Below are 25,125 nucleotides of genomic sequence, written 5' to 3'. Positions count from 1 at the left end.
CATGACCGCTGCGACGCTGCGTCCCCCTGAAGTCGAAGGCATCGGCCGCGGCCTCGTCTTCGCGCTGATCGCCCACGGCCTGCTGATCCTCGCGCTCAGTTACGGCCTGCACTGGCACAGCGACTCCGAGCCGGCCTTCGAGGCCGAGCTGTGGTCGACCGTGCCGCAGGTTGCCGCGCCGCGCGAGGAAGCGCCGGCCCAGCCGGAACCCGAAGCCCCCAAGCCTGACCTGAAGGCCCAGCAGCAGCGCGCCGAGGAAGAAGCCGCCGAGCAGCAGCGTGAGGCCGAGATCGCCATCGCCAAGGACAAGAAGCGCAAGGAAGAGCAGGCCCGCGAAGAGCAGGTCAAGCTTGAGCGCGAGAAGGCGGCAAAGGAGGCCAAGGAGAAGGCCGACAAGCTCGCGAAGGACAAGGCGGCCAAGGAAGAGCAAGACCGCAAGAAGCTCAAGGACGAGAAGACCGCAAAGGATGCCAAGGAGGCGAAGGCCGCCAAGGACGCCGATGCCAAGCGCGAGGCACTGCGTCAGGAGAACCTGCGCCGCATCCTGGGCATGGCCGGCGGCACGCCAGGCTCGACCGGCAACGCCGCTCAGAACGCCGCACCGTCGGCCGGCTGGGTGGGCCGCGTGAAGGGCAAGGTCCGGCCGCTGATCATTTACTCGGACGACGGCGCTACCAACCCGACCGCCGACGTGCAGGTCGCGCTGGCGCCGGACGGCCGCATCCTCGGTAGCAAGATCATCAAGGCCAGTGGTGATGCCGAGTGGGACCGTGCCGTGCTGCGCGCCATCGACAAGGCCGAAACGCTGCCGCGCGATACCGACGGCCGCGTGCCGCCGGTCATCATCCTCAGCTTCAGGCTGCGCGAGTAGCCAGCCAGCGGTCGACAGACCAGCGACCTGCGCCCCACAGCGCGATGACAACGGCCAGCACACCCCACAGCGTGTGCTGCGCCTCGGCGGCCGGGGAGAAATCGTCGGCCGGCAACGACAGCGCCGCCATCAGGTTCACGACGAACAGCCCTGCGCCGGCGAAGCGGCCCGCCAGGCCCAGAACCAACAGAACCGGAATCGCCAGTTCGCCTGCAGTGCCCATGTAGGCGGCTAGCGCGGGCGGCAGCAACGGCACCTGGTAGTAATCGTTGAACAAGGCCAGCGTGGACGACCAGTCGCGCAGCTTGGTCAGCCCCGAGAAGAAGAAGATCTTGGCGACATAAAACCGTGCGGCCAGCAACGCCAGCGACTGCAGACGATTGACCAGCGTGTCCAGCAGCACCGGCATGCGCGTGGGCTGCAGGCCCGGGTCGGTGAAGGTGCGCAGGGCGGCTGAGATCAGGGCTTTCATGGTGTCGCGGTCCGGTTCGGTGGTGTCGTCCTGACTCCTTGCAGCCAGGCGTTCTTCAGCGCGGCTTGCAGCCAGGCGCCGAAGTCGAAGTCGGTTGCCGCGGCCGAACCTTTCACCAAAGCCTCGGAAAGATTCACGCCGTCGAGCAGCGCCCGCAGGAACACGGCTTCGGCGTCTGAGACGGCCTGTGACACGGCGCGCCAGCCATCGCGCCAGACGAGCAGCGGCCCGCTGCGCTGCGCCAGCAGCGCCACGCCTGGCCTCAGCACCAGCCACAACTGTTCAGGCGCCGTCGTGCCGAGCAGCGCCAGCGACTCGGCATCCAGCGTGGCATCGGCAGCACGCTCGGCCTGGTGAGAAGCCCAGTCCAGCCGTGCCAGGTCGGGCAGGCCCGAGTCCTCGCCAGCGCGCTCGATGAGGAAGGCCTCAAGCGCCCCGCCCCACCGGCCCAGGTCACCGCTCTCGGGTGGGTGGGCACGCCAGAAGGTCCAGGACAGCGACGCGAATTCGTCGTCGCCCAGCGCCTCGCGCAGTCGACTGAACGGTACGGCCAGCGCCTGAGCGGCCAGCGCGCGCATGTTGTTCCGGTAGGCCGCGAGGCCCCGCTCGCCGCCGATGAGGCCAGCCGGCGCGTCACCACGACCCAGCAGCGTGTCGACGAAAGCCTGTTGCTCGGCCTTCATCGCTGCAGCGCCCTCGCCCGATGGGCCTCGGTCAGCAGCACGTCCAGCACTGGCACGGCGGTGTCCCACTCGATGAGCGTCGGCGTCGGCCCGAAGCGGCGGATGGCGTGCTCGTAGATCTGCCAGACCTCGTCGCGCACGCGGCTGCCGTGATCGTCGATGACGAGGCCGCCGTCGGTCTCGCAGTGGCCGGCAAGGTGAATCTCGCCGACGCTCCCCGGGCGAATCGCATCGACCCAACGCATGGCCTCGCGCGCGGCGGCGTCCGGCGCTTGGCCGGCGTTGCGCGCGTTGACGAACAGGTTGTTGACGTCCAGCAGCAGGCCGCAGCCGCTGCGCCGCGTCAACTCGTTGAAGAACTCTGGTTCGGCCAGCGTGTCACCGGCCCAGCCGACGTAGGCACTGAGGTTCTCGACCAGCATCGGCCGGCGCAGGCGCTCCTGCACCTGCTGCACATGGCGGGTCATCAGCGCGAGGGATTCTTCCGTGAACGGGATGGGCAGCAGGTCCGCCGCGTGCAGCCCCGAACCGACGCGCGCGAAGCAGGCATGGTCGGACACCCAGCGCGGCTGCACGCGCTCGGCGAGGCGGGCCAGACGCTCGACGTGCGCCGCATCCAGCCCGGCCGCCGAACCCAGCGCCAGGCCCACGCCGTGCAGGCTGACGTCGTAGGCCGCGCGGCCGGCGTCCAGGACGGCGAGCGCGATACCACCATCGGCGAAGAAGTTCTCGGAGTGGACCTCGATGAAGCCGAGCGGCGGACGCTCGGCCAGCAAGGTCTCGTAGTGCGGCTGGCGCCAGCCGATGCCGACGCAGGCGTCCCGGTCTGGCGCCATCCTGACTTACTTCTTGGCAGGCGCCTTGGTCGAGCCGCCTTCCTTTTCGCAGCTGCCCTTGGCCACGTACTTCCACTCGGTGGCGTCCTTGTCGGCCTTGGACTGGCCGGCGCAGGAGTGGGCGGCGGTGGCACAGTCGTTCTGGCCGGCCTTGGCGACGCCGTAGCACTTTTCCTTGGCGGAATCGGCGGCCTGGGCCTGGGCGACGAGGCCCATGGCCAGGGCGGCGGCGAGGGCGGAGGACACGAGGGCTTGGTTCTTCATGAGACAGGTCTCCAAAAGGTTGAGGGGTGAAAGGCGGCCGATGATGCGGCGGCGAGATCGAAGTCGCAAGACACCGTCCGGTCCTTACACTGACCGCGTTTTTTGTTCTAGCCATGACCGCTCAAACCGCATCAGCGGACTACTGCAGCCAGATCGAAGTCCTTCGCCCCGTGCTGCTGAAGTATGCGCGGCTGCAGTTGCGCAACCCGGCCTGGGCGGAGGACGCGGTATCCGAAACGGTGCTGGCCGCTCTCGAGAAGCCGCAGGCCTTCGCCGGCAACAGCCAGCTCAAGACCTGGCTCATCGGCATCCTCAAGCACAAGCTGGTCGACCAGATCCGCAGGAACAGCCGCGAGATGTCCACCACGGCCAGCAGCGACGATGGCGAGGACCTCGACGACCTGCTGTTCGCCGCCGACGGCCACTGGCGCGAGATGCAGCACGACTGGGGCAACCCCGAGGACGCGCTGCGCCAGCTGGATTTCATGAAGGTGCTGGAGGCCTGCGTCGAGAAGCTTCCGGGCCAGCAGGGGCGACTCTTCATGATGCGCGAGTGGCTGGAGCTGGAGTCCGACGAGATCTGTAAGGAACTCGCGATCACGCCGACCAACCTGTGGGTCATACTGCACCGAGCCCGGTTGCGGCTGCGGGAATGTCTGCAGTTGGGCTGGTTTGGCGCGCCCGCCGCCGGAGGGGCGACTTGATCAAGCTGAAGATCACCTGCCGCGAGGCCACCGAGATCATCCTGAAGGCCGAGGACCGCAGCATGCCGCTGGCCGAGCGGTTGTCGCTTCGCCTGCATCACCGCATCTGTGGCAACTGCCGCCGCTTCGCCCGCCAGGTGGAGTTGATGCGCCAGGCCAGCGCGCGCTGGCGCCACTACTCGGAAGACTGATTCAGCTCGTCGGCGCGCCCTCGTCTGGCCTTGCCGCAACAGCGCCCTCGCCCGCCAGCGTGACGGCCAGCGCCAACCGGATCGCGTCGATCTGCGCCGCCAGGCCCATGCTGGGCATGGTGGGCTGCGTGCGCGCCGCCTGCTCGGGCAGCGCCGGCAGGTGGATGAAGCCACTGGGCACGCCCTGGCCGGCCAGCCGGTGCTGAAGCTCGTAGAAGACCTGGTTGCAGACGAAGGCGCCGGCCGACAGCGACAACCCGGCCGGGTGGCCCGCGGCCCGCAGCGCGTCGCGCATGGCCTTGATGGGCAGCGTCGAGAAGTAGGCGGCCGGCGCATCGGCACGCACAGGCACGTCCTGAGGTCGCTGCCCATCGTTGTCGGCAATGCGCGCGTCGATGAGGTTGACGGCCACGCGCTCGATGGAAACCTCGCTGCGACCGCTGGCCTGGCCCAGTGCGACGACCAGCACCGGCCGGAGCTCCGCCAGCGCCCTGACCAGCGCCTCGGGCGCTCCGCCAAAGCTTGTCGGCAGGCAGCGCGCCTGCACCGTGGCGCTGGCGATGACCTGGCCGTCCAGCGCGCGCGCCACCTCCCAGGACGGGTTGATCGCCTCGCCGCCGAAGGGCTCGAAACCTGTGAGCAGGATGTTCATCCCGCCATTGTCCGGAATGGCGCCGCACCAGGCTGTTTTTGGGGCTTGCATGCGGCGCCCGCCCTCCATAATCAGCGGCCATGACCGACACGTCCGAGCCATTGCCCTGGCCCCATGGCGACGCCGAGGCCAGCGGTGGCTCGCCCGCGGGCTTCCTGTGGCCCAGCCCCCCCTACGCGGCCTATCCGCAACCGCAAGTCCAGCAAGGCCCCGAGGCCTGCGAAATCCTCGGCCTGAACAACAGTCGCAGCAACGGGCAGTTGCTGGAACTCGAGGCGAGCGAGCGCATCGTGCGCATCAATGTGCCGCCGGCGCGCAACAGCATGCCGCTGAAGTTCAGCCAGTTCCGCGCCATCAAGCTGATGCGCGCCATCGCCGTGCCGCCACGCGACGACAGTGACCTGAACGCACCGTTGAGCGTGGACCAGCGGCCACGCAGCGACTTCCGCCTCGTCTTCAACGGGGGTGACGAGCTCAAGGGCGTCACCATCGGCTACCAGCACGACAAACTGGGGCTGTTCCTGTTTCCGCCGCTGTCCGACAGTGACGACTCGGTGCGCCGCGTCTTCATCCCGCGCGAGGTGCTGTCCCATTTCGAGATCGGCGAACGCATCGGCGACCTGCTGCTGAAGGAGCAGCTCGTCACGCAGGAACAACTGGCTGCCGCCGCCGTCGAGCAGACGGGCCTGCGCCAGCGGCGCGTGGGTGACATCCTTGTCGAGCAGCACATCGTCACGACGGAGCAGTTGCTGCAAGCGATCGAGCAGCAGGCCAGGATGCCGATGGTGCGCATCGGCGAGGCGCTGCTGGCGCTGGAGCTGGTCACGCCCGAGCAGTTGGAGCTGGCGCTCGTGCAGCAGCGCGACGATCGCTCCGTGCCGCTGGGCGAGCTGTTGGTGCGCAAGGGCGTCATCACGCGCGCGCAGCTGCAGTCGGCGCTGGCACGCAAGATGGGCTATCCGGTTGTCGACGTGGAGCGCTTCGCCATCGAACCCGATGCGGTTCGCAAGCTGCCCTATGCCGTGGCCAAGCGGCTGGAAATGCTGCCGCTGGTGCTGCGAGACGGCCGCCTCATCGTCGCGATGGAGGACCCGACGCGCCGCGAGGCCATCGACGAGGTGGAGTTCATCACCCAGCTCAAGGTCGTGCCGACGCTGACCCGCGTGGGCACGCTGCAGTTCGCGATCCCGACCACCTTCGACCGCTTCGGCGCCGAATCGCTGCACCGCGGCGTCAGTGGCAAGGCCGACACGCTGCCGGACTTCCAGCCCGACTTCGCGCTGGAGAGCTCCAACAAGCTCATCGAGAGCCTGGAGCGCGACAGCAGCGAGCGCTCGGCCAAGGAAGAAGAATCGGCCATCGAGCAGAGCGACAACAGCCTGGTGCGGCTCATCAACACGATGATCATCGAGGCGCACAACCAGGGCGTGTCCGACATCCACATCGAGACCTACCCGGGGCGCGAGAAGCTCAAGATCCGCTTCCGCCGCGACGGCGTGCTGCAGCCCTACCTGGAGCTGCCGCACACCTACCGCAACGCCATGATCGCGCGCATCAAGATCATGTGCGACCTCGACATCTCCGAGCGCCGCAAGCCACAGGACGGCAAGATCAACTTCGCGCGCTTCTCGGCCCAGCACCGGCTGGAGCTGCGCGTGGCCACCATCCCGACCAACAATGGGCTGGAAGACGTCGTCATGCGCATCCTGGCCAGCAGCCGCCCCATCCCGCTGGAGCGCCTGGGCCTGACGCCGGCCAACCTCGCGGCTCTCAAGGCCGCCGCTGCCCGCCCCTACGGCATGGTGCTGTGCGTGGGCCCGACGGGCTCCGGCAAGACGACGACGCTGCACTCGGCGCTCAGCCACATCAACACGCCCGACCGCAAGATCTGGACGGCCGAGGACCCCGTCGAAATCACCCAGGCGGGCCTGCGCCAGGTGCAGGTCAACCCGCGCATCGACTGGACCTTCGCCAAAGCGCTGCGTGCCTTCCTGCGCGCCGACCCGGACGTCATCATGGTCGGCGAGATCCGCGACCAGGAGACCGCCGAGATCGCCGTGGAGGCGTCGCTGACCGGCCACCTGGTGATGTCCACGCTGCACACCAACAGCGCCGCCGAGACCATCACGCGGCTGCTGGACATGGGCATGGACCCGTTCAACTTCGCCGACTCGCTGCTGGCCGTGCTGGCGCAGCGACTCGTGCGGCGCTCGTGCACGGCCTGCCAGACCAGCGAGCCGATGAGCGAGGCCGAACTGGGCGAGCTGCTGGATGACTATCTGCACGTTTTCCCCAACGACGCGCGGCCCGGTCGCGCCGCGCTGGCGGCCGAGTGGGTCAAGAATCACGGCAAGGACGGCCGGCTCATGAAGTTCACCAGCGCGGGCTGCCCCACCTGCGGCCACACTGGCTTCAAGGGCCGCGCCGGACTGCACGAGCTGCTGACCGTGTCGCGCAACCTGCGCCGCATGATCCAGACCGGCGCGCGGGCGGAGGAACTGTTCAACACCGCGCTGGCCGAAGGCCTGCGCTCGCTGCGCCAGGACGGCATCGTCAAGGTGCTGCAGGGCGTCACGACCATCGCTGAAGTGCACGCCACGAGCAACACATGACCGAACCCGCCGAGACCGCCGCCGCTCCCCGCCCGAAGCTCCGCCTCGGCGACGTTCTCGTCGAGCAGCAGCTGATCTCGGCCGAACAGCTGGGCCAGGCGCTGGAACTGCAGCGCGCCACCGGCAAGAAGCTGGGCCGCATCCTCATCGAGGCCAACCTCATCACCGAGGAAGCGCTGGCCCACGTGCTGGCCCGCCAGCTGCGCGCGCCGTTCGTGAACCTCAAGACCTTCCCCCTGAAGACCGAGCTGGTGCGGCTGTTGCCAGAGACGCCGGCACGGCGCTTCCGTGCGCTGGTGCTGGAAGAGCGCGGCGACACGCTGCTCGTCGCGATGGCCGACCCGCTCGACCTGTTCGGCTTCGACGAGCTGGCCAAGATCCTGAAGCGCCGCCTGGCCATGGCCGTGGTCGCCGACAGCCAGCTCGCCGCCGTCTTCGACAAGCATTACCGCCGCAGCGACGAGATCACCGGCCTGGCGAAGGCACTGGAGAAGGACATCGGCGATGCGGTGGACTTCGGCACGCTGCAGGCCAGCGTCGGCCAGGAGGGCGCACCGGTCGTGCGGCTGCTGCAGTCGGTGTTCGAGGACGCGACGCGCGCCGGCGCGTCCGACGTGCACATCGAGCCGCAGGAAGGCGAGCTGCTGATCCGCAACCGTGTCGACGGCATCCTGCAGACGCTGACGCAGGCCGACAAGCGCATCGCCCCCGCGCTGGCCCAGCGGCTCAAGCTCATGGCCGGCCTCGACATCTCCGAGAAGCGCCTGCCGCAGGACGGCCGCTTCACGCTGCGACTGTCGGACCGCACGCTGGACGTCCGGCTGTCCACCATGCCCAGCCAGTACGGCGAGTCCGTCGTCATGCGCCTGCTGGGCCAGGGCTCGGCGCTGCGCCGGCTGGACCAGATCGGCATGCCCGACGACATGCTCAAACGCTTCCGCGAGCTGCTGGCGCGCGACTCCGGGATGATCCTCGTCACCGGCCCGACCGGCTCCGGCAAGACGTCCACGCTGTACGCGGCGCTGGCCGAGCTGGATGCCGAGAAGCTCAAGATCATCACGGCCGAAGACCCCATCGAGTACCGGCTGCCGGGCCTGACGCAGGTGCAGGTCAACGACAAGATCGACCTCGACTTCGCCAAGGTGCTGCGCGCCGCGCTGCGGCAGGACCCCGATGTCATCCTCGTCGGCGAGATGCGCGACGCCGAGACGGCCGAGATCGGCCTGCGCGCGGCCATCACCGGCCACCTGCTGCTCAGCACGCTGCACACCAAGGACACCGTCTCCACGCCGTTCCGGCTGCTGGACATGGCTGCCCCGCCCTTCATGGTCGCCACGTCGCTGCAGGCCGTGCTGGCACAGCGGCTGCTGCGCGGTGTCTGCAGGCATTGCGCCGAGCCGCACCAGGCCACGCCGCAGGAGCAGGCCTGGGTCAACGAGGTGCAGACGCTGAACGGCGAGCCGCTCGGCCCCGTGCAGAGCGTCAAGGGCCGCGGCTGCGCCGAATGCCACGGCACCGGCACGCAGGGCCGCCGCGGCATCTACGAGATGCTGGAGCTGGACCCCGACATGGCGCTGGCCATCCAGCGCAGCGATGCCGGCGCCTTCCTCGCCGCGGCGCGCCGCTCGCTGCGGGGCAAGACACTGGCCGATCGCAGTCTGGCGCTCGTGTGCGAAGGCAAGACCTCGCTGGCTGAAGCCGTACGCATCAGCGTCGACACTGAATGAGCAACTTCGCGTTCAAGGGCCGCAACGGTCGTGGTGAGCTCGTCGAAGGCATCGTCGATGCCGCCACCAGCGACGCCGTCGCGGCGCAGTTGATGGCCGGCGGCGTCATCCCCGTCAGCATCGAGCCGACGCAGGACGCCGTCAGCGTCGCCGGCGGCGGCTGGCTGCAGGCGCTGCTGGCCAAGCCCGTCACGCAGGAAGACGCACTGGTGCTGACGCGCCAGTTCTACACGCTGCAGAAGGCCGGCGTGCCCATCCTGCGCTCGCTGGCCGGCCTGGAGGCGTCGACCGATCACCCGGGCATCATCAGCCTGCTGCAGGACGTGCGCGCCAGCCTGGATCAGGGACGCGAACTGGCCACGGCCTTCGCCCGCCACCCGACGGTGTTCAGCCCCTTCTACATCGCGATGACGCGCGTCGGCGAGCTGACCGGGCGGCTGACCGAGGTCTTCCAGCGCCTGGCCGCGCACCTGGAGTTCGAGCTCGACATCCGCGCCCGCATCAAGCAGGCGCTGCGCTATCCCACGATGGTGATCTTCGCGATGGCCATCGCGCTGGTCGTCATCAACCTCTTCGTGCTGCCCAAGTTCGCCGACGTCTTCGCCCACTTCAAGGCCGAGCTGCCGCTGATGACGCGCATCCTGCTAGGCTTCTCGGGCTGGACGGTGACCTGGTGGCCCCTGGTCGCCGCCACCGGCATCGGGCTGGCGCTGGCCTGGCGCAACTGGATCGCCACGGCCAGCGGTCGCTACGCCTGGGACCGTTTCAAGCTGCGCCTGCCCATCGCGGGCGACATCGTGCTAAAGGCGACGCTGGCCCGCTTCGCGCGCAGCTTCGCACTGGCGAGCAGTTCGGGCGTGCCCATCAGCCAGGCCATGACGGTCGTGGCGCAGACGGTGGACAACGCCTACATCGGGGCCCGCATCGAGCAGATGCGCGACGGTGTGGAGCGCGGCGAGAGCATCTCGCGTTGCGCGACGGCAACCGGTGTCTTCACGCCCATCGTGCTGCAAATGATTGCAGTTGGCGAGGAAACCGGCGAGCTGGACACGCTGATGACCGAGATCGCGCAGATGTACGAACGCGAGACCGACTACGCCATCAAGGGCCTCTCCGCCGCCATCGAGCCGATCTTGCTGGCCATCATCGGGGCGCTGGTGCTGGTGCTGGCGCTGGGCGTGTTCCTGCCTCTGTGGAACCTCGGACAGGCCGCGCAAGGCCGCTGACAGGCACGGCGTGTGAAGCTTGCAACGGTTTGCAGGCTGCCAGGGCGGGCGAGGGTCAAGCCGTGCGCAATTCACTGTCGTTTGAGGTCTGGCTGACCGATAGTTGGCGCACTCCCGGACGACAGCGCTCAGCGCAGGAAGGACTCTCCATGAACAAGACTCAACAAGCTGGTTTCACGCTCATCGAGCTGGTGATGGTCATCGTGATCCTGGGCGTACTGGCCGCCGTGGCGCTGCCGAAGTTCGTCAACGTCGACGACGACGCCAAGCAGGCGGCCGTCAATGGCGTGGCCGGCGCACTGAGCTCTGCTTCTGCCATCAACTACGCCAGCCGCAAGGCCAAGGGCGAGACTGGCACGGCGGCAACCAACAAGACCGTGCCCGTCGCTAAGTGCTCGGACATCGTCCCCGCACTGCAAGGCGGCGCGCTGCCGACGGGCTATTCGGTCACGACGGACTCCGCCGCAGCAGTCGACACCACCGTCTCCACCTGCGTGTTGACCGCCAACGGCAAGACCGCCAACTTCACCGTGACCGGCATCTCCTGATGCCCCTGCCACGCAGCTCGCGTGGCTTCACGCTGATCGAGCTCATCCTCGTCATCGTGATCACGGCCGCCCTGGCGGTGTTCGCCCTCCCGAAAGTGCTGGACACGACGCTGTGGCGGCTGCGTTCTTTTGGCGACGACCTGATGGCACGCCACCAGGCCATGCTGAGGCTGTCCCTGCAGCAGCGCCGGCCCATCGTCGCCACCATCACCGGCACCGGCGTCAGCTGGGCCTACGGCGGCGGTGCCAGCCTGGATTCCCTGCCCTGCCCGGCCACCGAGTCGCCCTGCATCGCCGAAGGTGGCAGCCGCACCGTGACGTTCAACAGCGGCAACAGCGGTGCGACGGCGACGAGCACCGCAGCCAGCCTGACCGTCACGGTCGCCAGCGGCAGCTACAGCCAGGCCTATGTCATCGAGACTGACACGGGCCTGATCCACCCCGCTCCTTGACCCTTTGACGACGGCGCCCCTGGGCTAGCATGAAACGCATGCATCGCCACCGCCGGGCCCAGGGTCTCACGCTGATCGAGCTGCTGATGTTCATCGCCGTCGTCGGCATCGCGCTGGCCGCGATGCTGCGCGTCTTCGTCACGGCCACGACCGCCAGCGCCGACCCGATGATCCGCCGCCAGCAGCTCGCCATCGCCGAGTCGCTGCTGCGCGAGGTGCAGCTGATGCCGTTCACGTGGTGCGACCCGGACGATGCCAACGTCGAGACGGCCGGTTCGGCGGCCGGCTGCGCCTCGCTGGCCGAGAACATCGGGCCCGAGTCCGGCGAGACGCGCTACGGCCCGACCTACTTCGACAACGTCAACGACTACAACGGCTTCTCGATGGCCGGCATCCGCGACTTGAACAACGCAACCGTCACCGGCCTGTCGGGCTACACCGCCAGCGTCACCGTGGCCGCCGCCACGCTGGACTCGCTGAACGCCGCCAGCGGCGACGCGCTGCAGATCACCGTCACGGTCTCCGGCCCCGACAGCAGCAGCACCGTGCTGCAAGGCTGGCGAACCCGCTATGCGCCGCAATCGCCGTACTGAAGCCGGTCCGGCGCACCGGCAGGCCAGCGCCCGCGGCTTCACGCTGATCGAGGCGGTCATGGTGATCGCCATCAGCGGCGTCGTCATCGCGATGGTGGCCATCTTCATCGTGCCGTCCATCACGGCGTACTTCGCATCCGCCACGCGGGCGCGGCTGGGCGACGAGGCCGATACAGCGCTGCGCCGCATCGGCCGCGACCTGACCGCCGCACTGCCCAACAGCGTGCGCATCACCGGCAACAGCGTGGAGTTGATCCCCGTCAGCGGCGCGGCGCGCTACGCCGTCGGCACCGAGGCCGGCGACCCGCTGCTGTTCGGCACGGTCGACACCAGCTTCGCCATCGTCGGCCCGGCGCTGCGCCTGGCCAGCGGCAACCAGCGTCTGGCCTGGTACAACCTCGGCAACGGCGTGCCCGATGCCGACGCCTACACGCTCGCCAACGTGCGCGTCTCGTCGACGGCGGCCGGCAACGCCACCAGCGTGGCCATCTCCGGCGCCGCTCTACCCAACTCGCTGCAGGCACCGCCCTACCGGGTCTACGCCATCGAGCAGCCGGTCACCTACCGCTGCGACACGACGGCCGGCACGCTGACGCGCTACACCGGCTACGGCTTCCTCAGCACCCAACCCGACCCGCCGCCGGGCGGCGGCAGCGCCGCCGTGCTGGCCCAGCACGTGCAGAGTTGCAGCTTCAGCTACAGCACGCCCACCATCACCGCCCGCTATGCGCTGGTGACGCTGAGCATCCAGCTCAGCGCCAACGGCGAGACCATCACGCTGTACCACACCGTCCACGTCGACAACCTGCCCTGACCCATGAGAGACCGCGGCTTCACGATGATGTCCATGCTCTTCATCCTGGTGGCGCTGGCCGCCCTGGGCGTGGCGCTGGCCAGCTTGAGCCAGCGCCAGCAGATGGGCTCGGCCGGCGAACTGGCCGCGGCCAAGGCCTACCAGGCGGCGTTCGCCGGGCTGGAGCTGGGCAGCCAGCAGATTCTGCGCACCAGCGGCTGGCCGGCCTGCCCGTTCACGACGCGCAGCTTTGCGCTGCCCGACAAGCTCGCCGACTTCACCGTCACCGTCACCTGCACCCGCACGCCAACCAGCGGCACGGTCACCGACGACGGCCAAGTGCTGGCCTTCTACACGCTGCTCTCGACGGCCTGCAACATCACCGCCAGCGGCGCCTGCCCGAACACGGGCACGACCGAGCCCACCTACGCCGAGCGCCAGCTCAGCCGCAACCTGAGCGTGAACAAATGAAGCGCTGGCTGAACGCATTCCTCGCCGTGTTCTTCGTGCCCACGCTGGCAGGCGCGACTGCCTACACCTTTCCGGGCAGCATGCCGGCCGGCTGCAGCGGCAGCAACGGCAGCTACAGCTGCGCCGCGTTCAACCTTGCCTACGGCGACACGGTCGCCATCAACGGCACCAAGCCGGCCACCATCACCATCACCGGCAACTTCGGCACCGACACCTCGCAGATCAACACAGCCGGCGCAGCCAGCGACCTCAACCTCGTCGTCAACGGCACGCTGACGCTGGGCTACCAGGCCAAGATCACCGCCAACATCACGGCCGGCAGCGTCAACGACGCGGGCGGCGGCAACGTCGTCATCACCGGCAACCTGACGGCCAACGGCGGCAACATTTCGCTGGCCTACCAGACGACCGTCTCCGGCAACCTGTCCACCAGCGGCACCGGCACGATCACGACGCCGCAGAGCGGCAGCATCGGCGGCAACCTGTCGGCCGGCAGCGGCACCATCACCATCAGCCAGTCCACGACGATCTCCGGCGGCGTGACTGGCAGCGGCAGCATCTCCGTCGGGCAGAGCGCCGTCGTGGCCGGCAACGTCAGCGCCGGCTCCGGTGCCGTGGACATCGGCTATCAGACGCGGGTCAACGGCAACGTCAGCAGCACCGGCACGATCACGACGGGCCAAGGCTCCATCGTCGGCGGCAACATCACGGGCGGTGCGGGCAACGTCTCGGTCGGCTACGGCGCCGCCGTCACGGGCACCATCACCACCAGCACCGGCACCATCACCTTCGCACAGAACGCCGTCGCGTCGTCGTGCGCCAAGTCCACCGGCAGCGCCAGCATCACGCTGGGCTACCAGAGCAACGTCAACAGCGTCTGCTGCGGCAGCAGCTGCACCAGCAGCTGCGTCACCAACAACTCCACCTACGCGATGCCGCCGCTGTGCGCGGGCACGGCCCCCACGCTGGTCGCGGGCACCCGCTACAGCTTCGAGTCCTATGACGTGCCGGGCTCCTACATCCGCCATTCCAACTTCCTCGGCTACATCAATCCGGTTTCGGCCAGCAGTGATTCACTGACAAAGAGCGACAGCACCTTCATCGCCCGCACCGGCATCACGAACGCCGCCTGCTGGTCCTTCGAGTCGGTGAACTACCCCGGCTACTACCTGCGCCACAACAACTTCATCCTCAAGCTCAATGCCTATAGCGCGACAGCCCCCTACCCGGCCGACGCCACGTTCTGCCTGCGCGCAGGTCTCGCCAATGCATCGGCGATCAGCTTCGAGGCGACGAACTACACGGGCTACTACCTGCAGCACCAGGTCGACACGAGCATGATCCTGGCCACCACCGACGGCACCGCCACCGTCAACGGCCGCGCGACCTTCTACCCCCGCCCCGGCTGGGCACCCGTGGTCGAGCACTACGAGCTCTCGGCGCCGAGCGCCGGCGTGGCGTGCCAGGCCTCGACCGTGACGGTCACCGCCTGCGCCGACACCTCGAGCCCCTGCACGAATCCGGTCACCGGCTTCGGTGGTCAGTCGGCGGCGCTCTCGACGACGGCCGGCACGCTCGGCACGGGCACCGTCACCTTCGGTGCCAGCGGCACTGCAACCACCACGCTGGCCTACCCCAATGCGAGCAATGGCGGTACCGCGACGGTGACCCTGTCCGGAGAGACCTTGCCGGCCACCTCGGCACGCAGATGCTGCGTCGACGGCACCAGCTGCAGTGCCGCCAACAGCTGCACCACCACGTTCAACTCTGCGGGCTTCATCATCGCGGCCACTGCCGGCGGCGCCAGCGCCACCGTGCCCAGCCAGACCGCGGGCACAGCCTCCGGGGGCTGGGTGCTGCGGGCCGTCAAGACGAACACGACCACCCAGGCCTGCGAAGCGGCGTTGAGCGGCTCGACCACGGTGAACTGGGGCGTGCAGTGCAACGACCCGACGACCTGTTCCAGCGGCAATCGCATGACGCTGACCGGCAATGCTGCTGTCGCCGTGGCCGGCAACGCCAATGGCGGCAGCAGTGCCAGCACTGCGGTGCCGATGACGTTCGACGCCAATGGCAATGCGAACTTCAGCTTCAACTACGCGGACGTCGGCCGGGTCACGCTCCTGGCAAGCAAGGCGGCGGGCGGCTCGCTGCTGGCGGCCCTGAACGGCGCCAGCAATGCCTTCGTCGTGAAGCCGGCGGGCTTCGTGACGTCGGCGATCCGCTGTACGAGCTACGCCGCGGGTTCCTGCGCAACCGCGGCCATCGCCAGCCCGGGCAACAACCCCGGCGCCTCGTCGGCGGCGGGCAGTGCCTTCATGCCGGCCGGCAAACCGTTCTCGGCGACCGTGACGGCGGTGGATGCAAACGGCAACACGACGCCCAACTACGGCCGGGAGACGACGCCCGAAGGCGTGACGCTGACCGCCACGCTGGTGCAGCCCGCTGGCGGCAACGCGCCAGCCTTGAGCAACCCGAGCGCGTTTGGCGGCTTCAGCAACGGTGTCGCGACCGGCACTACCTTCGCGTGGCCCGAGGTCGGCATCATCACGCTGACGCCCGCGGTAGCCGACGGCAGCTACCTCGGTGCCGGCAACGTCATCGGTGCGACGAGCGGCAACGTCGGCCGCTTCATCCCGGCCGGCTTCGCCGCCACGGCCGCCATACCCAACGTCGTCAACCGCGCCGACCAGGGCTGCGCCACGGCGTCCGCGTTCACCTACCTCGACGAGAACTTCACGCTCGGCTTCACGCTGACGGCACAGAACGCCAGCGGCGGCACGACGCAGAACTACACCGGCAACTTCGCCTTGCTGGACCTCGGCACGGCGGCCAAGTTCAATCTTGCCGGCATCTCCGGCAGCACGATGTTCAAGACCGCCAACAGCCGGTTGTCGCCGAACACCAGCGGCGGCAGCTGGAGCAACGGCGTGGCCAACGTCACGCTGAAAGCGGCTGCGCTGCGCACCACCACGCCCGACGGCCCGTTCAGCGCCGACTTCGGCATCCTGCCCGTGGACCCCGACGGCGTGACCATGCTGTCGCTGGATCTCGACACCGACGTGCCGGCGAACGGCGTGGACCGTACCAAGGTGGGCACAATCCCTCTGCGCTTCGGGCGTCTGCGCCTCCAGAATGGCATCGGTGCCGCCAACCGCCCGCTCAACCTGCCGCTCGAAGCCCAGTACTGGTCCGGTACGGCCTACTCCACCAACACCTTGGATTCCTGCACCCGCGTCAGCGCCACCAACCTCAGCTTCGGCAACCTGCGCAAGACGCTGGCGGCCAGCGACGCCGCGATGGTGGGCAGCTCGGTGACGGTGACGAGCGGCAAGGCTACCCTCGCGCTGGCCGCGCCCGCCACCGGCCACGTCGGCACGCTGGACGTCGCGATCGCGCTGGACGCGGCCACGCCGCCCACCGACGCCTCCTGCCTCAAGACCCAGGCCGGCTGGACGGCCACCAAGGCCGCCACCACCGGCGCCAGCCAGACCGCGTTGCGTGGCCTCTGGTGCGGCACGAGCTTCAGCGACCCCGGCGCCCGCGCCACCTGGGGTGCGTACCGGGGCAGCGACGGCGTGCTCTATCAGCGGGAGAACTATTGATGCGCTGGCCCTGGTCTCCGCGCCGCAGCGGCCACCGGCTGTTGCTGCGCCCGGTCGGCACGCAGCACGCCTTCGTGCTGACCGACGGCGCGCCCGACGAGGGGCAGGCACGCCTGCTGCGCTGGGGCCTGCTGCCCGAACCACGGCCCGTCGCGGCCGGCGAGGCCATCGCGCTGCTGGACCCGGACGACTACCAGATCCTCAAGGTCGACACGCCACCGGTGCCGCAGGAAGAGCTGAAGGCCGCGGCGCGCTGGCAGATCAAGGAGATGGTGGACGCCGACGTCGCCGAGCTGACGCTCGACGTCATGCACGTTGGCGGTGACGTGGAGCGCGCGCAGCGTCAGCTATTCGTTGTTGCGGCCCGCAACAGCGCCATCAAGGCACTGACCGATGGCGCGGCCGCCGTTCACGAGCAGATCGGCATCGTCGACGTCTGGGAGACGGCGCTGCGCAACCTGCTCGCCGCCCAGGCCCGCGCCGACGACCTCGCCGGCCGCGCCTGCGCTGCCGTGCACATCGACACGCACCACTGCCTGCTGGTGGTCTGCGCCGGCGACGAGCTGTTCTACACGCGCCGGCTCGAACGTGACAACCAGCTGCTGGCTCGCGCCCGCGGCGACCAGGCGGAAGCACCCGCGGCCGAGCTGCCGCTCGGCTTCGAGTACCAGCCCGGCGGCACCTTCGACGGCGGCGCGATGCAGGACTCGCCGCTGGTCGTCGAGCTGCAGCGCTCCATCGACGTCTGGGAGCGCAGCTGGCCCGACCTGCCGTTGACGCGGCTCTACGTCGTCATGGCTGACCACGGGGCCGAGGTCGCGGCGCTGATTCAGCGCGAGCTGGGCCAGCGCACCGTGGCCCTGGACCCGCTGGCCGGCTTCGCACCCGGCGCGCCGGCGCCCGAGGGCAACGCCACCCAGGCACTCGCCGCCTGCATTCCGCTGCTGGGCGCCGCGCTGCGCACGGAGACAAGAAAGCTCTGATGGCCCAGCAGATCAACCTCCTCACGCCCATCCTGCTGGCTCCCAGGCGCTATTTCTCGGCGCTGACGCTGCTGCAGGCGACCGGCCTGCTGCTGGTAGCCGCCGCCGCCGCAACGCTGTGGCTGCAGCAGCGCGACCGTCACGCCGAGGCCGAGCACCAGGCCCTGCTTGCCGGCTACGCCACGGAACGCCAGCAGCTCACCGTCGCCCGCGCGGGCCTGCCCGTGCCGCTGGATGGCAACGCCCTGCAGCAGCAACTGATGCCGTTGCTGACGGGCAACGATGAACGCCGCGCACTCTTGCAGGCACTGGGCGCCGAAGGCGGCGGCAAGCCAGGGCGGCGCCACTCCGACCTGCTGGCGCTGATTGCCCGCAGCCTGCCCGAGGCGGCCTGGCTGGGCGAGTTGAACTACGCGCCCGGCCGCGTCGAGCTGATCGGCGGCACGCTGGACACCGCCGTGCTGCGCCCCTGGCTGGGCCAGCTCGCCGGCCACCCGCTGCTGGCCGGCCAGGAGCTGTCGGCGTTGCGCGTGGAGCGCGTCGGCACGCCGGGTCTCAACGCCAGCAGCAACCCGCTGCTGGCCGGCACAAGCCCGGTCGCGCAGGCGGGGTTGCCGGTGTGGGCCTTCCGTGTCGTCAGCGCACCGGCCGCCGCCGCTTCGGGAGCCACGCGATGAAGGCCTCCACGCCGATCAGCCTCGCCCCGCTGCGCGCCGTGTGGGAGCGCCAGGCCAAGCGCATCGACGCGCTGAGCCTGCGCGAGCGCGCCATCCTGTTCCTCAGCATCGTGGCCGTGCTCGCCGCGTTGTTCGACAAGCTGGTGCTGACGCCCGTCACGGCGCGCGCCCAATTGCGTGCCGATGCCGAGGCCCAGCAGGCGGCTGAGGTCGCGCAGCTGCGCGAGCAGTTCGTCGCCGCAAGCCGCAATGCCAACGATCCCGCCGGCCAGCTGCGCCCGCAGCTCGAAGCCGCCCAGGCCGAGCGCACGCGGCTGGACGCCGAGCTGCGCAAGGCGGGCTCGACCAGCGGTGGTGAGGGCCTGTCCGCCGTGCTGCAGCGCCTGCTGGCCCAGCAGCCCGGCCTGGTGCTGGAGCGCCTCGCGCTGCTGGACGACCTGCCCGTCACCGCGCCGCGCGCCGCTTCCGCGGCCTCGGTCAGCGCGCCCGCCGCGCTGCCCACCATGCCGGGCATGAGCTGGCAGGGCGTGGAGCTGCAGGTGCTGGGCCGCTACGGCGACATCCAGCGCTACCTGCAGGCGCTGGAGCGCGAGCTGCCTGGCCTGCGCTGGGGCGAGATGCATCTCAGCGCGTCTGGCACCAAGGAGCCGCCGCGCCTGCGAGCCCAGCTCTTCCTGCTGAAGGTGCAGCCATGAGAGCCCTTCCCCTGTTGTCGCTGCTCGCCGCACTGTCGGCCCAGGCACAGGACGCCAGCCGCGACCCCACCGCGCTGCCACCCGCGCTGCGCAATGCCATCGCGGCCGCCGAGGCCGCGTCGTCGCCCGCCTCGGGCGCCGAAGCCGCGCGTGAGGGCATCCGCCAGGTTGTCTTCGCCAACGGCCACGCCTACGTCGTGCAACGCGGCCGGCGCTACGCCGTCGGCGAGCAACTCGACGGCGCCCGCATCGAACGCATCACCGAGCAGGCCGTCTGGCTGCGCGAGGCCGGGCAGCTGCGCCGCGAGCCGCTGTACGGCGGCGTCGAGAAGCGCCCGCCCGCTGCGCCCAAGGCGACTGCCGCCAAGAAATCCAAGGAGAAGCAGCCATGAAGGCCCCGGCCAACCGTCGTCCCCGTCTTCTGCTGCTGAGCGCGGCCGTCGCCCTGCTGGCCGCCGGGCTTGCGGGTTGCGCCGACAAGCCCCTGCAGGTCGCCCAGCCCAGCCGGTCGCTGCGTGACGAACTGCAGGCCCAGCGCAGCACGCCGCCGGCACCCGCCGCCTCCGCCACACCGGCGGCCGAGGCCGTCCCGGTGCCGCCGCCCGCGCCCGTGCTGCCGCCCGAGCCGCGCTTCGACCTCATCGTCAACGGCGCCCCGGCGCGCGATGTCTTCCTGTCCCTGGTCAGCGACACGCGCTACAGCATGCTGGTGCATCCGGCCGTGACCGGCCAGTTGTCCGTCACGCTCAAGGACGTGACGATCCGCGAGTCACTGGACGCGATCCGTGAGGTCTACGGCTTCGACTATTCCATCGACGGCCGCCGCATCACGGTCTTCCCGCCCACGCTGCAGACACGCGTGTTCACGATCAACGCGCTGGCGCTGCAGCGCAGCGGCCGCAGCGAGGTACGCGTCAGCTCCGGCGCGGCACCGGTCAGCAACCAGGGCAACGGCAACGCGGCCACGCCCAACAACGGCACCGGCGGCAGCAACGGCACGACCGTGGTGCAACAGGAAAGCAGCCAGCTCAGCACCAAGGTCGCCAACGACTTCTGGGGCGAGACGACCGCCGCACTGAGGGCGCTGGTGGGCAACGGCGAGGGCCGCACCGTCATCGTCAGCCCGCAGACCGGCACGCTGGCCGTGCGCGCCATGCCCGACGAGCTGCGCCACGTGGAGGCCTGGCTCAAGGCCACGCGGATGGCCGTCGAACGCCAGGTCATGCTGGAGGCCAAGATCGTCGAGGTCGAGCTGCGCGAGGGCTACCAGAGCGGCATCGACTGGTCCAGCATCGGCAAGTACGGCGCCGTCGGCCAGACCAGCGTGAACCCGTCCACGCCCACAGGGGTCAACAGCATCATCAACCCGCTGGTCAGCAACGGTCGCGGCTTTCCGACGCTGTCCTCCGGCACGCAGAGCCCGGCCTGGTCCGACCTCATCCCCGTGCCCTCGGCCGGTAGCGGCACCTTTGGCCTGGCGCTGTCCAAAGGTGGTTTCCAGGCGCTGCTGAGCTTCCTCGAGAGCCATGGCGACACGCAGATCCTGTCCAGCCCGCGCATCGCGACGTTGAACAACCAGAAGGCCGTGCTCAAGGTCGGCACCGACGACTACTTCATCACCGGCATCAGCGGCAGCAACAGCGGCACGTCGAGCAACACCGGCACCAACGGCACGACCAACCAGATCCCGACGTTGACGCTGACGCCGTTCTTCAGCGGCATCGCACTGGACGTGACGCCGCAGATCGACGCGGCCGACACGATCACGCTGCACATCCACCCGTCGGTGTCCAACGTGACGGAGAAGGTCAAGGACGTGGACCTTGGCTCGGTCGGCAGCTTCCGCCTGCCGCTGGCGAGCGCCAGCGTCAACGAGACCGACACGATCGTGCGCATCCCCGACGGCCAGATCGTCGCCATCGGCGGTCTGATGCAGATGGAAGCCACGCGCCGCGGCTCGGGCCTGCCGGGCGCCGACAGCAACCCGATCACGTCCATGCTGTTCGGCAACCGCGCCAACACCGGCCGCAAGCGCGAACTGGTCGTGCTGATCAAGCCCAGCATCATCCGCAGCGCGGAGGACTGGGAGCAGCACAACCGTCTCGTCAGCGAATCGCTGGACGACACCGAGAGCCGCTCGCGCCGCGTGATCCGCCTGGACGGGACGACGGAGTCCAAGCCGAAGTGATGGCGAGCCGTGCGGTGCGCCTGCCGCCAGTCGCACTGATGCTGGCGATGCTGGTGCCCGTGCAGAGTCAGGCGACGGACGAGCCCTCCCCGCAACTGCCCCGGCCGCAGGCCGACCATGCCAGCGCCGACCGACTGTATTTGCGGGTGCGGCCATCAACCGTTGAAACTCCGCTGTTCGCGCGGGCATCGCGCAGCCAGCCGATACGGCTGGAGCCTCGCAAATCGCTCATCGAGCAGGGCATCGAAGGCAGCCGTGAAGCGTTGATTGCCTGCCAGAGAGGCGCCTATCCCGGCGCCACCGTGTCAGCCTCCGCGGTGAAGGCGGCAGGCAGCGAAGCGCAACCGGACCACTGCTACCGGTTCTGAGCGTGCACCGTCAGTCCAGCGCCGGTGTCTTCCACGGCATCCAGCGGCTGCGCTCGACGGGAAAGCTGCCGTCGGTATGAACGACGTCGGTGGCCACGCCGGCCGTGCCCTTCAGAAATCGGTCGACGAAGGCATTCACCTCCACCGCCTGCGACGCCGGCAATAAACAGTGGTTGTGTCCGCCGACCTGAGAGATGCCCATGCGGTCGGTCGCGCCCAGCGCCGTCCAGACCTCACGGCCCGCCAGTGCGGCCGTCCAGGCACTCTGGTTGCCCAGCCATTCCATCGACGTGTTCTCGATGACCAGCAGGCTGCGCGGCGCCACCAACCCCAGCACCTGGTGATGGTCGTAAGGCAGCTTCGCGGCACCTGCGCCGAACTGGCCGAAGCTGCTGCGGAACCAGACGTTCTCCTGAACGATCTGACCCAGCGTCTGCACGTTCTGCCCGGCCGCCTTCTGCGCGTCCGATACCCGCCAGGCCGCGGCGCCGCCCGAGCCGCTTTCCTGCACGATGGTCAGCGCGACGCGCTCGTCCAGCGCACCGGCCATCAGCGCGCCCTTGCCGTTGCGGGAGCAGCCGGTCACGCCAAGCCGACCGGCATCGACGTTCGGCAGCGCACCGAGCTCGATCGCGTCGATGAGTCGGCTCACACCCCAGGCCCAGGCCACGAGCGCGCCCGCACCTTCGCGTTGCGGGTAAAGCTCGAAGAACTTGCCGAGGTTGCGTGACTGGCCATTGCGCTGCTGCGCGATGTCGTCGTTCGGGAAGTTGATGATCGCGACGCCACGCTGCAGCAGCTCGGCGTTGTTCAGGGATGAGCGGCCGATGCCGATCAGCGCGGGATACGGCGGCGTGCCGCTGCTGGGCAGCTGCACGTTGGCAACGAAGCTGACGCTCCGGCCGGCGTCCTTCACGGTGACGGTCAGCGCCGTGCCGTCCAGCGTGGCGCTGACGCTGCCAGGGACGGGCGCGGGCTTCTCGCCCAGCTCGTAGGCCTGCAACTGCTGGCTGACTTCACGGCGACGGCACGGCCAGTCGGACTTGCGCTTCAAAGCTGCACCCGAACGGCTGAGAAACGGATCGGGCAGCGCAGCCGTCGCGGGCAAGTCCGCGTAGGCCACGAGCGGCGCCGACGCGCAACCCGTCGCGCCATCTTCGACACCTGCCTGCGCCACCGCGGGCAGCACCGCCAACGCCATCAGCAGACGGCGCCTCACCAGTCGGCCTCCATCGTGCCGCCGTGCTGCTGCATGCTCCTGTCGGTGTAGGCGTGGACCTCGAACTTGTTGCCGTCAGGGTCTTCCAGCCAGATCTGCCATGTGAAGTCGCCGCCCAGCTTCGGTGCCGTGTAGGACACGCCTTGCGCGTCGAGGAAGGCCATCAGCGCCTGCAGGTTGTCGGTCTCCAGGCAGAAGTGGACGATGCCGTTGTTGACGACCGGGCCACGGCCGGGCTCCTCGAACAGCTCGAGGAAGCATTGGTCCGCCACCTGCAGGTAGCGGCCGAAGTCCCTGCCTTTGCGCGTGAAGTGGAAGACCTCGGTGAAGCCCAGCCGGCCGTAGTAGGCCAGCGAGCGCTGCAGATCCGTCACGTGCAGGCAGACGTGGGCGATGCGCTTGAAGTGCATGGTGCGCTCCCTGTCAACGGGCTGCCGGCAGCGCGCCGGGCAGATGCGTGGCGTCCCAGCCGAGCAGCTTGCGCAGCTCCGGCGCCACCGGCAGCGGCTGCACGCCTTCCGGCACGCGCGCCAGCTCGAAGCGGCGCAGCTCGGGGCTGCTGAACACGGCACCGTCGTAGCCCGGCAGCGACCTGCCCGTGGCCTCCACGCCGGGCACGGTCTGACGGAAGGCGTCGAGGCTGGCGAACGTGGCCAGGCAGTTCGCGCCGGGCACCGGCGCCCAGCTGATCAGCGGCTGCCCGCTGCCCGCGCGGATGTACACGTTGCCGTCGACACGGTTCGTCATCGCCTGCGTGACCTTGCCGCAGGTGACCGGCGACTGCTCGAAGCGCAACAGCGGCCCCTTCAGGCCGGCGCCGGCCACCAGCAGGTTGCCCTCGAAGACATGGCCCACGCGATCGTTGACGTCCGGCCCCGTCTGCGGATGCCAGCCGAAGTGGTCGCCCTGCGCACTGCGCTCGTTGCGGTCGATCAGCACCTGGGAATCGACGAAGGTGTTGTGCAGCACCTTGGCGCCCGAGCTGTTCAGGATGCGGATGCCCTGCTGGTTGTTGACGAACACGTTGCCGGCGACCGTGATGCCCTTGCTGATCTCGAAGAACAGCCCGGCCATCGCCCCCTCGACGTAGTTGTTGACGAACACGCCATCGACGTTGCCCACGTCGTACCAGACGCCGTTGGAGTTGGGCTGCTCGACGATGAGGTTGTCGCGCACCGTGACGCGGTAGGACTGGTTGAAGATCTTCACGGCCGACGGGTAATAGCCGGTCAGCTTCTCGACGTTGTTGCGCCTGATGATGTTGCGCTCCAGGAGCACGTCGGACGAACCGATGACGTAGATGCCTTCGGTGCTGGTGTCGCTGATGAGCGAGTTGCGGATGACGAGCTTGTCGCCGCGGAAGTAGCCAGCCACGCGCGAGCAGTACGTGATCGTCACGTTCTCCAGCGTCGTGCCGACGACCTCCTTGCCGTGGTCGGCCTCGGGAGACGGGCCGACCGGGTCGTCGGTCGGTTCCTCGGACACCGGCACCGCGGGCTTCTTGCCCTCGATGTCGATGGCGCGGTAGGCGTACTGCGTCAGCGTGACGCCACGCAGCGTGAAACCCTTGCGGTCCGACGGCCTGCCATTCACGGCGCGCGACGGGCGGTGCAGCGCGACGTCGTGCGCCGTGATCTCCACGGTGCGGCCGGCCGGGTTCACGCCGATGTAGACATAGCCCTTGGCGTAATCGACGAAGAAGCCCTTGCTACCGACCTCGCCCGGCCAGCCGGCGGAGTGCAGCGGCTCGCCATCGACGAAGACCCGGTCGTTGTTGAAGCGGTGCAGCGGCGTCAGCATGCCCTCGCGCTCCGCCCGCCACCAGCCCAGCGGGGCCGCAGGGAACAGCGTGGACCACTTCGTGCGCCAGACGTTGTTCGGCAGGGGCTCCCAGTCGGTCGCGACGCGCGTGCCCTTCAGCACCGGTGTCTCGTCGAGGTAGGGCTGGATCGTGATGCCCTGGTTCAGCTGCAACCCGCCGGTGCGGTAGGTGCCGCCGCGCATGACGATGGCGTCGTTTGTCACGACGCGGGCGATCGCCGATTCGAGGCTCGTCGGCTCAGCGAGCGAACCGGCGGCGTCCGCCTTGCCGTCGGGCGCGACGATGTAGACGTGCGCAGCCTTCGGCAACGCGTAGCGCTGCGGGATCGGGCCGTAGGGGCCGCCCGACGGCTGGGCCGACGCGAGCGGCGCGGACAAGAACTGGGCCGCCAGCAGGCTGAGCACGAAAGCACAGCGGCGCAGGCCGCGAGCAGGGAACGGGGATGTCATGCAGTCTCCTGGCGCCATCGAAGG

26 protein-coding genes are annotated in these 25,125 nt (G+C 69.2%); 18 read left to right on the top strand and 8 right to left on the bottom strand.

What is annotated here, in order from left to right:
- The first annotated feature begins 1 nt into the window (after position 1).
- Positions 2-871: a cell envelope integrity protein TolA gene (gene tolA, locus ACG04R_RS13565; RefSeq protein WP_394411121.1), complete on the top strand. Its 870-nt coding sequence runs from the start codon at positions 2-4 to the stop codon at positions 869-871.
- Here tolA and ACG04R_RS13560 read toward each other — a convergent pair.
- The 4 genes from ACG04R_RS13560 to ACG04R_RS13545 are packed head-to-tail and all read right to left on the bottom strand — an operon-like array spanning position 855 to position 3,126.
- Positions 855-1,343, bottom strand: coding sequence for a DoxX family protein (locus ACG04R_RS13560; protein WP_394411118.1), 489 nt, complete (start codon positions 1,341-1,343; stop codon positions 855-857). The two genes, tolA and ACG04R_RS13560, sit on opposite strands and share 17 nt — an antisense overlap.
- Positions 1,340-2,026 (bottom strand): HvfC/BufC family peptide modification chaperone, encoded by a 687-nt coding sequence (locus tag ACG04R_RS13555; protein ID WP_394411113.1) that lies wholly within the window; start codon positions 2,024-2,026, stop codon positions 1,340-1,342. Before ACG04R_RS13555 ends, ACG04R_RS13560 begins: the two co-directional genes overlap by 4 nt.
- The gene (gene bufB / locus ACG04R_RS13550) at positions 2,023-2,862 is read right to left on the bottom strand and encodes an MNIO family bufferin maturase (RefSeq protein ID WP_394411110.1); all 840 of its coding nucleotides are present in this window, start codon (positions 2,860-2,862) and stop codon (positions 2,023-2,025) included. Before bufB ends, ACG04R_RS13555 begins: the two co-directional genes overlap by 4 nt.
- Before the next feature lie 6 nt (positions 2,863-2,868).
- Positions 2,869-3,126 carry a BufA1 family periplasmic bufferin-type metallophore gene (locus ACG04R_RS13545; protein ID WP_394411106.1) on the bottom strand — a complete coding sequence of 86 codons (258 nt, stop codon included), beginning with the start codon at positions 3,124-3,126 and terminating at the stop codon, positions 2,869-2,871.
- Between the two features lie 113 nt (positions 3,127-3,239).
- Between ACG04R_RS13545 and ACG04R_RS13540 the strand changes: the two genes are divergently transcribed.
- Positions 3,240-3,830, top strand: coding sequence for a sigma-70 family RNA polymerase sigma factor (locus ACG04R_RS13540; protein WP_394411103.1), 591 nt, complete (start codon positions 3,240-3,242; stop codon positions 3,828-3,830).
- Positions 3,827-4,021 carry an anti-sigma factor family protein gene (locus tag ACG04R_RS13535; protein ID WP_394411100.1) on the top strand — a complete coding sequence of 65 codons (195 nt, stop codon included), beginning with the start codon at positions 3,827-3,829 and terminating at the stop codon, positions 4,019-4,021. The genes ACG04R_RS13540 and ACG04R_RS13535 overlap by 4 nt, the downstream gene beginning before the upstream one ends.
- A gap of 1 nt (position 4,022) precedes the next feature.
- Here ACG04R_RS13535 and pcp read toward each other — a convergent pair whose 3' ends face one another.
- The gene (pcp, locus tag ACG04R_RS13530) at positions 4,023-4,673 is read right to left on the bottom strand and encodes a pyroglutamyl-peptidase I (RefSeq protein ID WP_394411097.1); all 651 of its coding nucleotides are present in this window, start codon (positions 4,671-4,673) and stop codon (positions 4,023-4,025) included.
- 80 nt (positions 4,674-4,753) lie between these two features.
- Here pcp and ACG04R_RS13525 point away from each other — a divergent pair, with 80 nt between their 5' ends.
- The 15 genes from ACG04R_RS13525 (at position 4,754) to ACG04R_RS13455 (ending at position 21,611) form a co-directional block, all read left to right on the top strand.
- A complete protein-coding gene (locus tag ACG04R_RS13525) occupies positions 4,754-7,285 on the top strand; it encodes a GspE/PulE family protein (protein WP_394411094.1) in 2,532 nt (843 codons plus the stop codon).
- Positions 7,282-9,012: a GspE/PulE family protein gene (locus ACG04R_RS13520; RefSeq protein ID WP_394411091.1), complete on the top strand. Its 1,731-nt coding sequence runs from the start codon at positions 7,282-7,284 to the stop codon at positions 9,010-9,012. Before ACG04R_RS13525 ends, ACG04R_RS13520 begins: the two co-directional genes overlap by 4 nt.
- Positions 9,009-10,238: a type II secretion system F family protein gene (locus ACG04R_RS13515; protein ID WP_394411088.1), complete on the top strand. Its 1,230-nt coding sequence runs from the start codon at positions 9,009-9,011 to the stop codon at positions 10,236-10,238. The genes ACG04R_RS13520 and ACG04R_RS13515 overlap by 4 nt, the downstream gene beginning before the upstream one ends.
- Positions 10,239-10,387: 149 nt before the next feature.
- On the top strand, positions 10,388-10,786 hold the full coding sequence (locus tag ACG04R_RS13510) for a type II secretion system protein (protein WP_394411085.1): 399 nt from the start codon (positions 10,388-10,390) through the stop codon (positions 10,784-10,786).
- A complete protein-coding gene (locus ACG04R_RS13505) occupies positions 10,786-11,238 on the top strand; it encodes a Tfp pilus assembly protein FimT/FimU (protein ID WP_394411082.1) in 453 nt (150 codons plus the stop codon). The genes ACG04R_RS13510 and ACG04R_RS13505 overlap by 1 nt, the downstream gene beginning before the upstream one ends.
- Before the next feature lie 38 nt (positions 11,239-11,276).
- Positions 11,277-11,831, top strand: coding sequence for a prepilin-type N-terminal cleavage/methylation domain-containing protein (locus tag ACG04R_RS13500; RefSeq protein WP_394411079.1), 555 nt, complete (start codon positions 11,277-11,279; stop codon positions 11,829-11,831).
- On the top strand, positions 11,809-12,645 hold the full coding sequence (locus ACG04R_RS13495; protein ID WP_394411076.1) for a PulJ/GspJ family protein: 837 nt from the start codon (positions 11,809-11,811) through the stop codon (positions 12,643-12,645). Before ACG04R_RS13500 ends, ACG04R_RS13495 begins: the two co-directional genes overlap by 23 nt.
- Before the next feature lie 3 nt (positions 12,646-12,648).
- The gene (locus ACG04R_RS13490) at positions 12,649-13,095 is read left to right on the top strand and encodes an agglutinin biogenesis protein MshP (RefSeq protein ID WP_394411073.1); all 447 of its coding nucleotides are present in this window, start codon (positions 12,649-12,651) and stop codon (positions 13,093-13,095) included.
- Entirely contained in the window at positions 13,092-16,700 is a 3,609-nt protein-coding gene (locus ACG04R_RS13485; protein WP_394411070.1) for a DUF6701 domain-containing protein, read from the top strand. The genes ACG04R_RS13490 and ACG04R_RS13485 overlap by 4 nt, the downstream gene beginning before the upstream one ends.
- Positions 16,700-17,683, top strand: a complete 984-nt coding sequence (locus tag ACG04R_RS13480) for a hypothetical protein (protein WP_394411067.1) — start codon at positions 16,700-16,702, stop codon at positions 17,681-17,683. The genes ACG04R_RS13485 and ACG04R_RS13480 overlap by 1 nt, the downstream gene beginning before the upstream one ends.
- Positions 17,683-18,360 carry a hypothetical protein gene (locus tag ACG04R_RS13475; RefSeq protein WP_394411064.1) on the top strand — a complete coding sequence of 226 codons (678 nt, stop codon included), beginning with the start codon at positions 17,683-17,685 and terminating at the stop codon, positions 18,358-18,360. The genes ACG04R_RS13480 and ACG04R_RS13475 overlap by 1 nt, the downstream gene beginning before the upstream one ends.
- Positions 18,357-19,055 (top strand): hypothetical protein, encoded by a 699-nt coding sequence (locus tag ACG04R_RS13470; protein WP_394411061.1) that lies wholly within the window; start codon positions 18,357-18,359, stop codon positions 19,053-19,055. Before ACG04R_RS13475 ends, ACG04R_RS13470 begins: the two co-directional genes overlap by 4 nt.
- Complete coding sequence (locus ACG04R_RS13465; RefSeq protein ID WP_394411058.1) at positions 19,052-19,447, top strand: hypothetical protein; 396 nt, start codon at positions 19,052-19,054, stop codon at positions 19,445-19,447. Before ACG04R_RS13470 ends, ACG04R_RS13465 begins: the two co-directional genes overlap by 4 nt.
- Positions 19,444-21,243, top strand: coding sequence for a secretin N-terminal domain-containing protein (locus ACG04R_RS13460; RefSeq protein ID WP_394411055.1), 1,800 nt, complete (start codon positions 19,444-19,446; stop codon positions 21,241-21,243). The genes ACG04R_RS13465 and ACG04R_RS13460 overlap by 4 nt, the downstream gene beginning before the upstream one ends.
- Positions 21,244-21,281: 38 nt before the next feature.
- Complete coding sequence (locus tag ACG04R_RS13455; RefSeq protein WP_394411052.1) at positions 21,282-21,611, top strand: hypothetical protein; 330 nt, start codon at positions 21,282-21,284, stop codon at positions 21,609-21,611.
- A gap of 10 nt (positions 21,612-21,621) precedes the next feature.
- Here ACG04R_RS13455 and ACG04R_RS13450 read toward each other — a convergent pair whose 3' ends face one another.
- Genes ACG04R_RS13450 through ACG04R_RS13440 form a run of 3 tightly spaced genes read right to left on the bottom strand, consistent with a single transcriptional unit; the run spans position 21,622 to position 25,101 of the window.
- Positions 21,622-22,830: a glucuronyl esterase domain-containing protein gene (locus ACG04R_RS13450; RefSeq protein ID WP_394411049.1), complete on the bottom strand. Its 1,209-nt coding sequence runs from the start codon at positions 22,828-22,830 to the stop codon at positions 21,622-21,624.
- Positions 22,827-23,240 carry a VOC family protein gene (locus ACG04R_RS13445; RefSeq protein WP_394411047.1) on the bottom strand — a complete coding sequence of 138 codons (414 nt, stop codon included), beginning with the start codon at positions 23,238-23,240 and terminating at the stop codon, positions 22,827-22,829. Before ACG04R_RS13445 ends, ACG04R_RS13450 begins: the two co-directional genes overlap by 4 nt.
- 13 nt (positions 23,241-23,253) lie before the next feature.
- Positions 23,254-25,101, bottom strand: a complete 1,848-nt coding sequence (locus ACG04R_RS13440; protein WP_394411044.1) for a right-handed parallel beta-helix repeat-containing protein — start codon at positions 25,099-25,101, stop codon at positions 23,254-23,256.
- Positions 25,102-25,125: the final 24 nt, after the last annotated feature.

Origin of the sequence: Pelomonas candidula, assembly GCF_043555985.1 — a bacterium.
Classification (GTDB): Bacteria; Pseudomonadota; Gammaproteobacteria; order Burkholderiales; family Burkholderiaceae_C; genus Pelomonas; species Pelomonas candidula.
This window is presented reverse-complemented; position numbering and strand designations above follow the sequence as displayed.

What these genes read in the sequence shown, in the direction of transcription:
- ACG04R_RS13455 (WP_394411052.1), top strand. Translation starts at nt 21,282, where the DNA reads ATGCTGGCGATGCTGGTGCCCGTGCAGAGTCAGGCGACGGACGAGCCC.
- ACG04R_RS13555 (WP_394411113.1), bottom strand. Translation starts at nt 2,026, where the DNA reads ATGAAGGCCGAGCAACAGGCTTTCGTCGACACGCTGCTGGGTCGTGGT.
- ACG04R_RS13560 (WP_394411118.1), bottom strand. Translation starts at nt 1,343, where the DNA reads ATGAAAGCCCTGATCTCAGCCGCCCTGCGCACCTTCACCGACCCGGGC.
- ACG04R_RS13485 (WP_394411070.1), top strand. Translation starts at nt 13,092, where the DNA reads ATGAAGCGCTGGCTGAACGCATTCCTCGCCGTGTTCTTCGTGCCCACG.
- ACG04R_RS13480 (WP_394411067.1), top strand. Translation starts at nt 16,700, where the DNA reads ATGCGCTGGCCCTGGTCTCCGCGCCGCAGCGGCCACCGGCTGTTGCTG.
- ACG04R_RS13505 (WP_394411082.1), top strand. Translation starts at nt 10,786, where the DNA reads ATGCCCCTGCCACGCAGCTCGCGTGGCTTCACGCTGATCGAGCTCATC.
- ACG04R_RS13515 (WP_394411088.1), top strand. Translation starts at nt 9,009, where the DNA reads ATGAGCAACTTCGCGTTCAAGGGCCGCAACGGTCGTGGTGAGCTCGTC.
- ACG04R_RS13540 (WP_394411103.1), top strand. Translation starts at nt 3,240, where the DNA reads ATGACCGCTCAAACCGCATCAGCGGACTACTGCAGCCAGATCGAAGTC.
- ACG04R_RS13440 (WP_394411044.1), bottom strand. Translation starts at nt 25,101, where the DNA reads ATGACATCCCCGTTCCCTGCTCGCGGCCTGCGCCGCTGTGCTTTCGTG.
- bufB (WP_394411110.1), bottom strand. Translation starts at nt 2,862, where the DNA reads ATGGCGCCAGACCGGGACGCCTGCGTCGGCATCGGCTGGCGCCAGCCG.
- ACG04R_RS13465 (WP_394411058.1), top strand. Translation starts at nt 19,052, where the DNA reads ATGAGAGCCCTTCCCCTGTTGTCGCTGCTCGCCGCACTGTCGGCCCAG.
- ACG04R_RS13490 (WP_394411073.1), top strand. Translation starts at nt 12,649, where the DNA reads ATGAGAGACCGCGGCTTCACGATGATGTCCATGCTCTTCATCCTGGTG.
- ACG04R_RS13525 (WP_394411094.1), top strand. Translation starts at nt 4,754, where the DNA reads ATGACCGACACGTCCGAGCCATTGCCCTGGCCCCATGGCGACGCCGAG.
- ACG04R_RS13475 (WP_394411064.1), top strand. Translation starts at nt 17,683, where the DNA reads ATGGCCCAGCAGATCAACCTCCTCACGCCCATCCTGCTGGCTCCCAGG.
- ACG04R_RS13470 (WP_394411061.1), top strand. Translation starts at nt 18,357, where the DNA reads ATGAAGGCCTCCACGCCGATCAGCCTCGCCCCGCTGCGCGCCGTGTGG.
- ACG04R_RS13445 (WP_394411047.1), bottom strand. Translation starts at nt 23,240, where the DNA reads ATGCACTTCAAGCGCATCGCCCACGTCTGCCTGCACGTGACGGATCTG.
- ACG04R_RS13500 (WP_394411079.1), top strand. Translation starts at nt 11,277, where the DNA reads ATGCATCGCCACCGCCGGGCCCAGGGTCTCACGCTGATCGAGCTGCTG.
- ACG04R_RS13510 (WP_394411085.1), top strand. Translation starts at nt 10,388, where the DNA reads ATGAACAAGACTCAACAAGCTGGTTTCACGCTCATCGAGCTGGTGATG.
- ACG04R_RS13545 (WP_394411106.1), bottom strand. Translation starts at nt 3,126, where the DNA reads ATGAAGAACCAAGCCCTCGTGTCCTCCGCCCTCGCCGCCGCCCTGGCC.
- ACG04R_RS13460 (WP_394411055.1), top strand. Translation starts at nt 19,444, where the DNA reads ATGAAGGCCCCGGCCAACCGTCGTCCCCGTCTTCTGCTGCTGAGCGCG.
- ACG04R_RS13520 (WP_394411091.1), top strand. Translation starts at nt 7,282, where the DNA reads ATGACCGAACCCGCCGAGACCGCCGCCGCTCCCCGCCCGAAGCTCCGC.
- tolA (WP_394411121.1), top strand. Translation starts at nt 2, where the DNA reads ATGACCGCTGCGACGCTGCGTCCCCCTGAAGTCGAAGGCATCGGCCGC.
- ACG04R_RS13495 (WP_394411076.1), top strand. Translation starts at nt 11,809, where the DNA reads ATGCGCCGCAATCGCCGTACTGAAGCCGGTCCGGCGCACCGGCAGGCC.
- pcp (WP_394411097.1), bottom strand. Translation starts at nt 4,673, where the DNA reads ATGAACATCCTGCTCACAGGTTTCGAGCCCTTCGGCGGCGAGGCGATC.